The organism is Heyndrickxia sp. FSL W8-0496, from assembly GCF_038007825.1.
Taxonomy (GTDB): domain Bacteria; phylum Bacillota; class Bacilli; order Bacillales; family Bacillaceae_C; genus Heyndrickxia; species Heyndrickxia oleronia.
On the sequence record NZ_JBBOXX010000001.1, the window covers coordinates 4,466,446 to 4,480,338 of the forward strand.

General features: G+C 32.9%; 12 protein-coding genes. 3 read left to right on the forward strand and 9 right to left on the reverse strand.

Annotation, left to right across the window (positions count from 1 at the left end; all coding sequences use genetic code 11):
* Positions 1–117: 117 nt before the first annotated feature.
* The 3 genes from NST63_RS22710 to NST63_RS22720 all read right to left on the reverse strand — a co-directional run bounded on the left by NST63_RS22710 (position 118) and on the right by NST63_RS22720 (position 3,393).
* Positions 118–1,257, reverse strand: coding sequence for a DEAD/DEAH box helicase (locus NST63_RS22710; RefSeq protein WP_341043789.1), 1,140 nt, complete (start codon positions 1,255–1,257; stop codon positions 118–120).
* A gap of 367 nt (positions 1,258–1,624) precedes the next feature.
* On the reverse strand, positions 1,625–2,290 hold the full coding sequence (locus NST63_RS22715; protein ID WP_212943755.1) for a DUF2642 domain-containing protein: 666 nt from the start codon (positions 2,288–2,290) through the stop codon (positions 1,625–1,627).
* Positions 2,291–2,370: 80 nt separating this feature from the next.
* Positions 2,371–3,393: a spore coat protein gene (locus NST63_RS22720; RefSeq protein ID WP_212943753.1), complete on the reverse strand. Its 1,023-nt coding sequence runs from the start codon at positions 3,391–3,393 to the stop codon at positions 2,371–2,373.
* Between the two features lie 443 nt (positions 3,394–3,836).
* Here NST63_RS22720 and NST63_RS22725 point away from each other — a divergent pair, with 443 nt between their 5' ends.
* Positions 3,837–4,328, forward strand: coding sequence for a GNAT family N-acetyltransferase (locus tag NST63_RS22725; protein ID WP_341043790.1), 492 nt, complete (start codon positions 3,837–3,839; stop codon positions 4,326–4,328).
* A gap of 4 nt (positions 4,329–4,332) precedes the next feature.
* Here the strand turns inward: NST63_RS22725 and NST63_RS22730 are convergent, their stop codons facing one another.
* A complete protein-coding gene (locus NST63_RS22730) occupies positions 4,333–5,580 on the reverse strand; it encodes an ATP-binding protein (RefSeq protein WP_341043791.1) in 1,248 nt (415 codons plus the stop codon).
* Positions 5,581–5,755: 175 nt separating this feature from the next.
* Positions 5,756–8,044 carry an RNA polymerase recycling motor HelD gene (gene helD / locus NST63_RS22735; RefSeq protein ID WP_341043792.1) on the reverse strand — a complete coding sequence of 763 codons (2,289 nt, stop codon included), beginning with the start codon at positions 8,042–8,044 and terminating at the stop codon, positions 5,756–5,758.
* A 317-nt stretch (positions 8,045–8,361) separates the two neighbouring features.
* On the opposite strand from helD, the gene NST63_RS22740 reads away from it, so the two are divergent.
* Positions 8,362–8,562, forward strand: coding sequence for a cold-shock protein (locus tag NST63_RS22740; protein ID WP_058003138.1), 201 nt, complete (start codon positions 8,362–8,364; stop codon positions 8,560–8,562).
* A gap of 128 nt (positions 8,563–8,690) precedes the next feature.
* Here NST63_RS22740 and NST63_RS22745 read toward each other — a convergent pair whose 3' ends face one another.
* The 4 genes from NST63_RS22745 to NST63_RS22760 all read right to left on the reverse strand — a co-directional run bounded on the left by NST63_RS22745 (position 8,691) and on the right by NST63_RS22760 (position 13,089).
* Positions 8,691–9,665: an NAD(P)H-quinone oxidoreductase gene (locus NST63_RS22745; protein WP_341043793.1), complete on the reverse strand. Its 975-nt coding sequence runs from the start codon at positions 9,663–9,665 to the stop codon at positions 8,691–8,693.
* Positions 9,666–9,867: 202 nt separating this feature from the next.
* A complete protein-coding gene (locus tag NST63_RS22750; RefSeq protein ID WP_341043795.1) occupies positions 9,868–11,637 on the reverse strand; it encodes a CotH kinase family protein in 1,770 nt (589 codons plus the stop codon).
* A 52-nt stretch (positions 11,638–11,689) separates the two neighbouring features.
* Complete coding sequence (locus NST63_RS22755) at positions 11,690–12,385, reverse strand: DUF4956 domain-containing protein (RefSeq protein WP_341043797.1); 696 nt, start codon at positions 12,383–12,385, stop codon at positions 11,690–11,692.
* 14 nt (positions 12,386–12,399) lie between these two features.
* Positions 12,400–13,089: a polyphosphate polymerase domain-containing protein gene (locus tag NST63_RS22760; RefSeq protein WP_341043799.1), complete on the reverse strand. Its 690-nt coding sequence runs from the start codon at positions 13,087–13,089 to the stop codon at positions 12,400–12,402.
* Positions 13,090–13,301: 212 nt separating this feature from the next.
* Here NST63_RS22760 and NST63_RS22765 point away from each other — a divergent pair, with 212 nt between their 5' ends.
* Complete coding sequence (locus NST63_RS22765; protein ID WP_212943745.1) at positions 13,302–13,859, forward strand: 3D domain-containing protein; 558 nt, start codon at positions 13,302–13,304, stop codon at positions 13,857–13,859.
* The last annotated feature ends 34 nt before the right edge of the window (positions 13,860–13,893 follow it).

Here is a 13,893-nt window from a genome sequence, read left to right on the forward strand (position 1 = left end):
ATTGTTCACTAGTAATAACTATATAATAATCGATACTACTGATTAATGCAAGGTACTGAATAATAAAAAAGCATCTACTGACAAAAAATGTGTAGATGCCCATTTCAAATGTATCCATTAACCTCTCTGATCAACGATGTGTCCAGCATACAAATATTTTTGATTGACAGGCACTTCAAGTTCCCGACAAAACTGTTTTAACGTTCGTTCTTCTCGTAATGTAACAATAGAAATAACCGTTCCCGATTCCTGACCTAATCTTCCTGTTCTACCTGAACGATGAGTATATTGGGAGGTATTGTCCGGTAAATCAAAATGGATTACAAATGGAAGATTGGCAATATCTAGCCCTCTTGCCGCTACTTCAGTAGTAAAAAGTAGAGAATACTCACCAGACTGTAATTGGCTAATTGCTTTCGCTCTTGCTTCTTTTTTCAATTCACTATGTAATTCTCCAACCAAGTGACCTTTATATTTCATTTTTTCTGCTATAACATTTAGCTTTCCAATATCGTTAAAAAATACAAGAGCTTGCATAGATTCTACTCTATTTAGTTTTGCTAAAATCTCCATTTTATCTCTTTCTTCACATACAAAATAAATATGTTCAACCTTCTCTTTATTTTCAGAAGTCTTAATATTTATTATTTCTGGTTCTTTCATCAGCATCCGCGCCGTATGGATTGTTTGCTCCTGAAGTGTTGCCGAGAAAAGTAGAAGTTGCCTTTCACTTAATGTCGCTTTAACAATCCCATTAATTGTTTGCATATTTTCCGGAGTAAGGAGTTGATCTCCTTCATCAAAAACGATTGTCTTTACTTCATGCATTTTTATTTTTTTTTGTTTTATTAATTCAAAAATTCGCCCAGGTGTTCCTACAATGATATGCGGCTTCTTTTTTAGCTTCTCTAATTGGCGCTTTACATTTGCACCACCAATAAATGATGCTGCCAGTATCCCACTTCCTGAGGCCCAATTCTGAATTTCTTGAAGGATTTGCATCACTAGTTCCCTTGACGGGGCAAGAATGATTGTCTGTATATTTTTATTATCGGTATTTAGCTTTTCTAATAATGGAAGAACATAGGCTAATGTTTTCCCTGTTCCAGTCGGTGAACTAGCAATAACATCCTTGCCTTCCATTATCATGTCAGCAGTTTCCTTTTGTATGGCTGTAGGCTGATTAAATCCTGCAGTCTTCCATGCACCTTGAAAATTTGGTTTTAAAGTTGATAAAAATGGCCAATTACTTGTCATATTGCTCTCCTTTAGTTCTATTTTCATTTTTTCTTATGGCTCTTTTCTTAAATATTGTTGCTATTTAACTCAAGTTTTAACGAATAACTATCGGCTGCTGAAGACTGCTACACCTTTCATTTCACTGAAAAGAGCTGCAATCTCCATAAAAATCGTTGAATCTTTTATTAGTGTAAAAACCGGCAGTTTGACATTTACAAAAGCAACAAACGATAAAAAAACAGCCTTTCTTATAAATCAACACAAAGTTCACTTTATCATACACTACTAGAAGTTTATATGACAAATAAGGAAAGCAATCTTGCATTTTTAATTAACTATAGAGGTTGTCTATTAAAGGTGTCTGCCCCCTTAATAGACAACCCCCTTACGGTAGATTTGCTGTTTTTATATGAGTAAATTTCCAATAAATAGCTTGGCCATTAGCAGTTATAAGTTCAATTATGTTATTTGAGACATTTTTTAATAATCCAATTTTCTCTGGATTATCACCTAAATCAAGGACTATTAATTGCCCTTCATATTTTTTTAATTGTTCATCAAAAGATCTTGCTAAAGGAATACTTGCAGGAACAATTGGCAATTCTTTACTGCCTAAAGTATATGGTGTTAGTTGATTTGAATAAGGGGTGAACCATTTTATATGCTGCATCGATATAAAAATAATTTTGTACACTGGGGAATAAAAAACAATGTAGTCATTTAAAACACTAGTAATATATCCGTGAATCGATTTGTTCCCCGTAACAAATAATTCTATGAACTGTCCTTTTGCATGATTTAATATTTTTCTATAGGAAATCGGTTCCGGTTCATTTATCATGAGTAAGGCTTCTGGTGGTTCGCTTACTATTTCTCTTACTACTTTTTCCTTTATGTGCTGAATGTGTAATAGTGGAATATATAAAAATTTATTGCCAGTATAGATCACAATTATATCCAGTCCCTGATCAAGTAATAGGCCTGATATGAGATTTTTTCCGGAAATTTCAACCTCAACCTCTTGATCAATTAATTGGTTAATTCCTGACAAAGCTACATCCTCCTTTCAATAGATTGGTGCACTAGTCAAAAACCAATGCACCTTGGTTTATCAACTCGTGAAATAATATATTAAAATAGCTTTAAAGCTTTAGCCATTCCCTTTAAAACTACCTGTTTTATAAATAATCCTGCAACGGAAGGAATATTTAATGTTTCAACCAAATCGTTAATTTGTAATTGTTGATTTTCTTCCCCAGAACTATCCACTTCAACCTCTTTATTTTCATTGGTTTTATTGCTATTTTTCCCTTTTTCCATTTGACTATTTTTACTATCAGTATCTACTACATTGTTTTTGTCTTCTTTATTGTTTTCTTTATCATTTTTTTCTTCTGTCTCATTACTATTTTTGGCATTATCATCCTCTTTATTGTTTAATTTCTTTAAGAATCCTTTTGGACCAAAACTAATACTCCTTACATGAAAAGGATGAATTCGGTATAATTCTTTATTATTTATAAGGGTGAAATATCCATCAGTATTTTCAACTAAGATACCTTCAAGAGCCTCTGGACCATGACGATTAATCGAAACCCATCCATGTGTCATTTGCCTAAATAGTTGATTAAATTCTGGAGCTCCAATATATTCTTGGCGAACTAAATTATTTACTTCATCTCCAATTTGTGAATTGTTATTTTGAGGAGTCATAATACTCTTTATATGATGAATGTTATAATATACAATTCCATCGTCATTTGTACTGACCACAGCATAATCACTCTTGACATCCAATAATATACCTTTTTTTGATTCTGGTCCTCCCTGATTAATTTGAACTAGTTTGGATTTTAAATTATTCATAATACCTACAAAATTCTTGCCCTGATAGTATTCAATATTATCCTCTTGTATTAAATTTGATTGCATTGAATTAAAGATTGGATCCTCACTAATGCTTTTAATATGTTCAGCCTGATAATAAATAACCCCATTCTCTGTACCTAGTGCAATATAATCAGATTGTACATCAATCAGCCTTCCTGTCTTAGACTCTGGCCCACCTCTATATATGGTTACATTCTTTCCTTTTAATGAATAAGGAAGAGAGATAGGGGCAGAATTTTCCTTATTAAGATTACTTTTCTCCATTATTATCCTCCTTGTTTTTCCCCCTTGCATAAACGTCAGTAGATTTTCAACCTAGTAGAAATCAGGTAGAATAACTGTCCGTACTGCCCGATTAGTTTACCTAGTAATCAGCTGGAGTCTTTGTCCGTCGCTGATTATAGATCACTTTATCCATTAGGGTAATTTATATTGTATATATACGTGTCTTATATTTTTCGGAAACCCGTTAAACAACCATTTCTGTAAATTTCAACTATAACCTAATAGTCTATTATTTAAATTTAGGACTGGGAATGGTTCACCTATTCTCTTTTCTTTTAATTTCTTTTACAATAAGAAAAGCATAGGTGTCCTAATTAACTTAGACAGCAATAGTGGCAGAGGGATAGAACAGTGGAGAAACAACTAAGCGTTGTATTCATTTTTTTCACTTTCTTAATCGTTGTATAAAGGAGATTTTACATATGTCGATTGAATTGGTTGAGGTTAAGCTCGAAGAAAAGAGTATTTTGGAAAATATGCTCCATTTTTATTTAGATGATTTGTCTAAATATACGAATCAGCTTAAAACAAATGATCAAGGAATATTTGAATACGACAGTTTGACTTACTTTTTCACTAAATCAAATCTTGTTCCTTATTTTATTAAATTTGATGAAATGGTGGTCGGTTTCCTTCTATTTGTTAAAACAGAAAAAAGCGAGACTATCGATTATTGCGTTAATGATATATTTATTTTCACCCAATATCGAGAAAGAGGTTTTGCTGGACAAGCCGTAAAGAAACTAATTTCTGCTTATCCAGGAACCTATTACGTTGTTCAATTGGAAAAGAATCAAAATGCCATCCAATTTTGGAAATCTCTTTTCAAAGAAATGCAAATAGAGTACTCGGAAAATATCGTCATTGAAAGTGGTGAGAAGTGTCTGGCACAGACATTTAAAGTCCCACAATAGAAACCTATATTTTGATCCGTGGAAAAAGGATTGTTACCTCCGTACCTACATTTAGGGTACTCTGATAGGTAACCTTCCCCTTCATTTCCTCAATAAATTTTAATGATACAGTTGTTCCAATCCCCGTCCCCTTGTCCTTCGTTGTATAGTATAAGGTTCCAATTTTAGATAATTGTTCTTTTGACATCCCTTTACCAGTATCTAAAATCTTAATATAGATATAATCATTGTCTTCATCTATTTTTACTGTAACACTTCCTTTATTCGGAGTTGCTTCAATTGCATTTTTAATAAGATTGATGAACGCTTGAATAAGATGGTTTCGATCTGCTAGAATTATCGGGTTCTTTTCCCCATAAAATTCCAGCTTCACTCCATTTTTAAGGGCTAGAGATTCAATTAATGTGACAACATGAAATAGGGTATCCCCCAACTGAATTTCTTCTACCTTTTTATACTGAGGTTTAGCAAAATTTAAATAATCATTAATAATTAGCTCTGCCCTAGCTAATTCACTTAAAATGAGAGTAAGGTATTGAAGGTTATCGTTTTTTTCTTGTTTTTGCATTAATTGGAGAAATCCCTTTACTACTGTTAATGGATTGCGAATTTCATGGGCAATGGATGCTGCCATTTCCCCCATAGTATTTAGTTTTTCCGCACGAATAATCTCTTGTTGCAACAGCTTCTTTTCTAGTATTTTTTCATGTAATAAAGTAGAAATTAATATCCCAAAGGTTTGTATTACACCATAAACAAGTACAATAAAAAATAATTTTATTCCATTCAGTTGTTGTCCATAATGAAAATAAAGGTAAGTGTATGTAATGACTAATTGACCTAAAGCAATTAGGATTCCAGATATTGTAGCTAGGAAAATCTTTTTTCTTCTTGAACTGTGGTTAAATTTCTTTCTAATATACATAGGAAATAGTACGGCTACGATAAGGCATATATAAGCTATCCATACACCCTCACCACCTATAATCATTCGTTCAATTAAAATGGTAAGAAATACAATGAAGCCAGAAATGGGACCATAATAAAAAATGGAGATAACTAACGGGATATAACGTAAATCCCAATACAAACTAAATGCAGAGATTGAAAATGACATCGTTAAAATTGCACATAAACTATTTACTATACCTAAAATATATGGAGATTGACCTGCCTTCTTATTCTCAAGAAAAACACTATAAATATGTACAGGCAATAAAATAAAAAGCACATGTAAAATCAATTTTTCCATATAAGTATTACTCCCCGATTCTGTCATATTAACGTTAGTAATACGACAATTTTCGCAATTTTCCTTCATTTAAAGTGACATAATTTCACTTTTGCAGCCAAATATTTTTAGGAGAGTTTTAGATAGAATACTAAAGGCGTGCTGTTAGAAAGAAGGTTTCCAACAGCACGTTTCCTCATAATTTGATGATTACATCTTCATTTACTTGATCTAGTAAGAAGCAAGTTAAATCCTTACCATATAAAGACAAATGATGCAATGGCCTAGTCATCGACACATATAATAATTTTATATCAATTTCAGAATCCAGAAATGAATCATCTAAAGAGCAGATGAGAACTGCATCAAACTCTAAACCTTTTGATAAATTTGAGCTGACAATGACGATTTCATCTTTATGGATTTCTTGATTTTCTTTTAAAACTTGAATCGAAAGGGATGAGTGCTTTTTAAATAGCTTAGCTAATTCCTGACATTCTTTATTCGTTTTTCCTATTATTGCTACAGTTTTCATACCTCTTTTATACAATTGATTAATCTCTTGTTCCATTAATCGAATGGCATCGATTTTTGTTGAAATTGTGTGGAATAAAGGCTTTTGTCCATGTCTCACTACAGGTTCTACAATTGGTAGTTCTAACTTCAGTAACTTTAGGATTTGATTAGCAGCTTCCATAATTTCAACAGTTGTCCGATAGCTTTTTTGAAGGGTTTTATAGCTCGCTCTTGGAAAAATCTCATTTTGAACGATACTCCAATCTTTAATACCTCGATACGAATGAATACCTTGCGCTAGATCCCCAACAATTGTAAACATATCCGTTTCTAATACACTTTTTAAAGCAAATAATTGAAAATAACTATAATCTTGCGCTTCATCTATAACGATGTTCTTCACACGTAACTGCTGATCAATTCCAAATATTTTTCCCTGTAAATATAACAAGGATGCCAAATCTTCTATTTCAAACATGTTTTTAGACATTAATTTCATTTGATAATGAATGAAAAACTCAATTTTATCCTCATCAATTAAACCATCCGCATATTTTTCGAATATTTCCTTATTGGTAAGAAGCTGCTTAAAATAATAAAATAAATCATGCTTTGGTAGCTTTTTTATATATCGATTGACAGCGACCCTAGCTTCTTTCTTAATATCATTCAGGGCTTCCTCCTTTTTATCTAAAGCTTTTGATATGTATGCCTTTCTCTTTTCAGAGTTCACTTTACTATATAGTGCTTTTTCTAATTTACCATCGTAAAATTTAGTAACTTTATCAATCATCCTTTTCTTTTCAGTGCGGACATGGTTTTGTAAGACACGCTTAACTTTGTCAATTCTTTGATAGAAAGGTAGGTACCGATATTCGTATTCTATTAACTGTCTTAAATTCATCGCATGATATAGACGAAACTTTGATACATAAAAATCTTCAGTCGGAAGTAGTGTTTTAAGTATGTCTTCTAGATATCGATCAATAATGTCTCTAAATAATAAAGAGCCTTTAAATTCCGACATCCATTTTACCAATTCGGGATTATCTATTTCTTGGTTAATAAAACGAAGTAGCTTATCGTCTGGAGGAACTAGTTTGATTTTTTTCCCAATACAGGAACGTACATAATCAACAAAGGTTGTTTGTAAAATATTTTCAACACCAAGTTCAGGAAGGACTTCTGAGATGTAGTCGATAAATAAGCGGTTCGGTGCTAAGATCATTAATTGATCAGCTGTAAACTTTTCTGCAAAGGTATAAATGAAATAAGAAATACGGTGAAGAGCAATCGTTGTTTTTCCACTTCCCGCCGCTCCTTGGACAATTATCGGTCTATTTAAATCTGCACGAATAATATTATTTTGTTCTTCTTGAATGGTCGATACAATTTCTGTTAAACGATTGCTAGCACTTTCTGATAGAGACATTTGCAATAATTCATCTGTTGTCGTTAAATCGATATCTCGAATTTCCTGTAATTCGCCATTTTCGATAATAAATTGTCGTTTTAATGATAAAAAACCATGGTACGTATCACCTTCAGACTCATAGGATACCTCTCCTAATCGGCCATCATAATATAAGTTGGCAATAGGTGATCTCCAGTCCACAATAATCGGCTGCTGCGTTTCTTTATCGAATAATGAGACTTTTCCCAGATATAAATGTTCTTCCTGGTTCACATTCTCTTGTAAAAAATTGATTCTTGCAAAATAAGGCTTGTTCCTAAACTTTTTTAGCCTTTTTAACTCGTCTCCTGTACGTTGCAAGAGATTCGAATTCGTCAACATGGTCATATAGCTAAAACTACTATCCTTTATATCCATACCTTCTAATGATTGCTTTAGGTTTTCCCTAAATGTTTCTTCATTAGATTCTGACGCTTGGATGACAACATTCATATACTTTTTTGTAAAATCGAGCCTTTCCGTTTCATTTTCATAATCAGGATGTGCCTTAGACATTCCCTTCCCTCCCTTTTTTTGTTCATTTATCACATTATAGACAGGAAAAAGCCATGAATTCTCAACTAATTCATGACTTCTCTATCTTTTTGAAAGTTCAAAGACGTATTTGTGATTATATAATAATCTTTGGCAATTGTCTAATATTTCATTTATTTTCCCTTCAACAATTATTTTTTATTTTTTTATGTATACTTTGAGTATTTGTGCCAAAAATATATTGTGTATTTACTTATTTATGGATATTTAACTTTACGTATGAAAACTATTCATGTTTGAACGAGATTAGTAAATATCCGAATTTTGGAGGTATATAAATGGTAACTGGTAAAGTTAAGTGGTTCAATGCAGAAAAAGGATTCGGTTTTATCGAGGTAGAGGGACAGGACGATGTATTCGTTCACTTCTCAGCAATTCAAGGGGAAGGGTTCAAAACCCTCGAAGAAGGACAAACTGTAACCTTTGAAATCGAAGAAGGCGCACGCGGACCACAAGCAACAAATGTTCAAAAAGCATAAATAGGTTGTCTATGAAGGAGTCTGACACCACTTAACATACGGTATTTAGAACGAATTTCATCTTTTTCGTAATAAATATCGTATGATGGGGGCAGACCCCTTTTATTTTCCTTCTGAACTTATATATATTAATTAATCTTTAATATAATCTTACCCTTATTTTCGTTTCTCTCCATTTTTTCATGGGCTTCATTTACTTCATGAAGCTGGAATACACAATCGATGATAGGTGAAATACGTTTATTTGTTAGAAGGGGCATAGCAAATTCCACGAATTTTTTCGTTAAGCTCTCTTTTTGAGCAGGTGTTTGTGAACGTAATGTACTGCCAAATACTTTTATCCGTTTGATCATTAATGACATTAAATCTATTTCTAGCCGACTTCCACCTAATGTTCCAATTAAAATTAATCGACCTTCAATTTTTAAGGACTCAATATTTTTTTCAAAATAGGATGCACCAATAAAGTCTAATATTAAATCCACACCTTTTCCTTCTGTTATATCACTTACTTTTTCTGCAAAGTTGTCCTTTTTATAATTAATTGTATAATGAGCTCCCAGCTCTTTACAAAGGCTAAGCTTCTCCTCACTTCCTGCTGTAACAATAATGGTAGCACCAGCTTCGCGTGCTAGCTGAATTGCTGCAGTTCCAACACCACTTGCTCCTGCATGAATTAATACTGTTTGATTTTTTTCTAGTTGACCAAGCTCAAAAAGATTTAAATATGCAGTTAAAAACACTTCTGGAATTGCTGCAGCCTCTTCAAATGAAAAATCATCTGGAATCTTGATTGCCATATCAGCAGGGATGGTAACCTTCTCAGCATATCCCCCACCAGGTAATAATGCACATACGCGATCCCCTTTATTCCAACCTCTTACTGATGAACCTACCTCTTCTACAATACCAGACATTTCAAGGCCCATTATTGGTGTTACCCCTGGTGGAACAGGATATTTTCCATACTTTTGTAAAACATCTGCACGATTAATAGCCGTTGCTTTTATATCGATTAATAATTCATTTGTACCGACTTTAGGTTCTTCCCATTCTCCAACAGACATTCGATTCGTTTGTTCATCTACAATAATTGCCTTCATACGTATTCTCCTTTTATTCAATATAAACTTTATTAATAGACTATATTAGTATTTACAAATGGCAGAAAAAAATAATTTAGTCCAATACAAACGGAGCTGCCCATTTGTAAGACAGCCCCATTGTAATACTATTTTATGAAATATCCAACTATATTGATTGCTGGAAAAAGCATTCTAGATTTCATACATATATAATGGATAATTATTTTCTTCTTTTAAATCGAAAGACAAAGATCATTCCACCAATTAGTAGCAAAAAGAAGATTGAATATATAGCTATGGTTTCCTTAGAATAAGTTGCAGTGTCTAATGAATAATTCCTATTGTTCCTATCCCCTCTTTCAATTGGACCAATATTTCCATTCCCCATATTTGGTGGTTGCATGTTTCCATTTCCTTCGGCTTTTTCCATATCCGGTGGTTGCATGTTTCCATTTAATTGACCATTTCCCATATTTGGTTGAGCTCCATTTTTCACAGATTGGTCTTCATTATCCTTTTTCTGATTCTCTTCAATCTTATTTGAATTTTGGGCGCTATTTTCAATTTTTGTTGAACCTTTAGCTAGCGATGAACTTGTCTGCACAACTAGTTCTCCTGAAATCTGAGCAAGTATTGATTCAGCCCGTTTTGCTGCGAATGCAACTAAACTATTCTCCCCGGATATTCCTTCTTCAAATTGTTCAACAGTATAGAACTTTGTAGGGTCTTTTTCAATATATGGTTTCAATAGTGCTGATAGTTTACTCGTCATTTCATTCATATTTTTCTCTGAGAAAAAACCATTAGCTATTTCCTTTAAATAGTTATTAAACGCTTTCCGATTTTGAGCATTGGAGAGTAAGGCATTTAATAATGGACGATCCTCTAATGTCACTCCTGAGACTGGAGATGAAATACTGAAATTAATATTCTCTTCACTCATTAAATTAGAACCCATACCTCCCATATTACCGGGCCCTTGATTCTTATAATTTGAAGGATCCCCTTCATAGGCATTTTGAGCAGTATCCACATTTTTTTCATTGTTAGCCATTTGCCCTGTAGGTCTATTACCAACTGGATAGCCAGCAAAAGCCATGTTCAAGTCCCATGGCAAAATTGAAAATTTACCATCCTCCTCATATAAGTAATAATTATGCTTCATTGTTCCCTGATAACTGTCTAAATTTACAAGGGCTGTACTTGCTGCGAAATACCTAAGCATTTCATCAATATTTATCGAACTCTCAATGTTTTTATTGGTATTTATTTCCTTTAGCATTTTCATCATTGCAGATTGATCAGAGCTCTCGGTATTTGTCTTTAAATCCAATCCTGAATAATCATCAATGTCATCACTAATCCATTTTAAATCACTTCCAACTCCATCTGGCTTATATAAATCACCTGTACTGTTTGTAAAATGATTTTGTAAAAACGGCTCTTCGATAGCTTCAACCCCTAAATATAAACCGTATTCTTCTCCATTTATAGTGACATACATATAAGAATATTGCGGTGTAGGGACTCCCATCTCTTCCATGAGAGCATAGGACATATACTCTCTTATTTGCGTGGAATCTGAATACCCATTATTTAAATTTAACTTCCGAAGACCATATAGACTCTGATCTTCATATTTATCAAAATCAATTTTGAAACTATATCGATTGGAATCTTCCATATTCGCTACAGATCGTAATGTCATATTACCTTTTGTACGAATACCGACATTATTCATCTTTTTTCCATTAATAACTACGGATGCTTTCACCATTTCTTCATCAAGTGGATTGTCCAAAATGTCTTGTAAATCCTGATCATTCAAAACTATATCTACAGTTGTTACTTTACTTTTATCAAAAACCTTTGTCATAAATTCGTTATTCATCGCAGTCTTTTCAATATTACTATTCGGTAGTACGAACATAATAATAATAAAAAGCAGGAGTAAAAATAGAAACGATCCGATGATATATTTATTTTTCAAACCACATTTCTCCTTTCACTATTTTATTTTTATTTCTATAGCGAAAAGTTCTTTATGCGGTAAAATTCCCGTCATAACTTAACATGACAGTTGAATTCACACTGTCTAATCTCTTGATACTATTAATGAATTGAGCATCTTGTTCTTTCTTTAATCTTACTTCATAAGTAAGTTCAATTAGGTCTCGCCCCATTACTGATTTTGATTTCACAGTATATTTTTTCGCCTGTTTTGAGACGATTTCTTCAATGTTCTTTTCAATGCCTTCATTGGTATACTTCACAATTAATAGGTAAGGATTTTCAACGGTTAATCGGTTCACATAGAATATCAGTACCAATCCAATTGCTAGTGCCCCTATAATAGCTAGTGGAATTAGTCCTGCTCCACAGAGAATTCCGGACGCAACAGTCCAAAAAAGATACACAAGATCCATTGGATCTTTAATTGGCGTTCGAAAACGGACAATCGATAAAGCACCAACCATACCAAGTGATAAAATGATATTCGTAGAAATCCCCATAATTATAAGAGCCGTGGCCATCGTCATAATAATTAGTGAAATATTAAAACTATGGGAGTATATCACCCCTGAAAATGTCTTTTTATAGACCATATATATAAATAGACCTACTGCAAAAGCGACAATAATTCCAATAAGAGAATCGATAATAGAGAAGCTACTTGTATTCTCCAAAAAGCTAGATTTGAATATATCATTAAAAGTTGTTTTCGTTGTTGTATTCATTTATGTTATCCTCCTTAAACATAATTTCTACTTAGTTGGTATTTGGAATACGATGTCCTCATCGTATCTCCAATTTGTAATAATTGTTTGATAATGTCAGGCAAAAACTCATCATATTTCACCTCAAGAATAACAATATTTGGATCCAAAGCAGGAACCATCGGTAATTCAGGGTTTAAAAAATCAATATTTCTTAAGCTTGTCCTTACTTCACTATCAAACGTAACTCTTACATTGCCATATTCATAGGTAAACACTTCTCTTTCATAATCTACAACAGTCGTTGGTTTAATTTGATATAAGGTCATCTGGACATATAATTCTCGAATGAGCTTTCTTGAATCATTTTCCATCCATTTGATATCACTTAACCGGACCCGCTCATATTCCATTGCGGTCATTTGGCATTTTTCCTTATAGGTTATGTCATTTTGCTTACTTTTCTTTTCAAGCTGAATAAAATCAGTTTTATAATTGTAAAGCCTAGCACGATACTTATCACGATGCTTCAAACCTTCTTTTTTTTGATTGAGTGCTTTGTTTTCGAGGTTATCAAAATACACACTACGGATTAAATATTTCCCATCCTTCATTACATGTGGATCTGGCCGCATAACAAATTGAAGATTTCTTCTTAATAAATAACAGTCCGCTTTTGTAACGGCATATTTTAATTCACTTCTGCCCTTTGCATATTTAATCAACTTTTCCCCTCCTCCATTTATCTTCAGTGATTTTAGAATATAGATGAAATCTTAAAAAATACTTAACTATTTATGGATCCTTCTATACATGTAACTATGAAAATAGCATCTGAAAAAAAGATGTAATAGAATTAGTACACCTCTGAAACATAACTGTTATATTTCCATGTTATTGTTTTAACATGACAAACAGAGTAAAGGGGTCGACTTCTTTGAAAAAGTTTATTATATCTATCAGTACAGCATTATGCTTAAGTGTCGGAATATCAAGTGCGGGATTTGCAAGCACAAATACATATACAGTAAAAAGTGGAGATTCATTGTGGAAAATTGCTCAACAAAATAAAGTAACGGTTAGTCAATTAAAGCAATGGAATCATCTTAAATCGGATAAAATTCTTCCAAATCAAAAATTAGTAATTGCTCCTAGTAATACGAAGGAGATAACTACGACTGCTGCTTCAACTAGTAGTAATGTAGTTAAGGAATTCACTGTTACAGCTACTGCATATACAGGAAGCTGTAAAGGTTGCAGTGGAATTACAGCAACTGGCATAAATTTAAAAAAGAATCCTAATATGAAAGTAATTTCTGTTGATCCTAAAGTGATTCCACTTGGAACAAAGGTTTATGTTGAAGGATATGGAAATGCAATTGCTGGTGATACTGGCGGGGCTATGAAAGGTAAAAAAATTGATGTCTTCTTTTCTTCACAACAAAAAGCCATTCAATGGGGACGAAAAAGCGTAAAAGTTAAAATTCTAAAATAATTTATAAAACATCAAGTGTTAAAAAGCGCTTGAT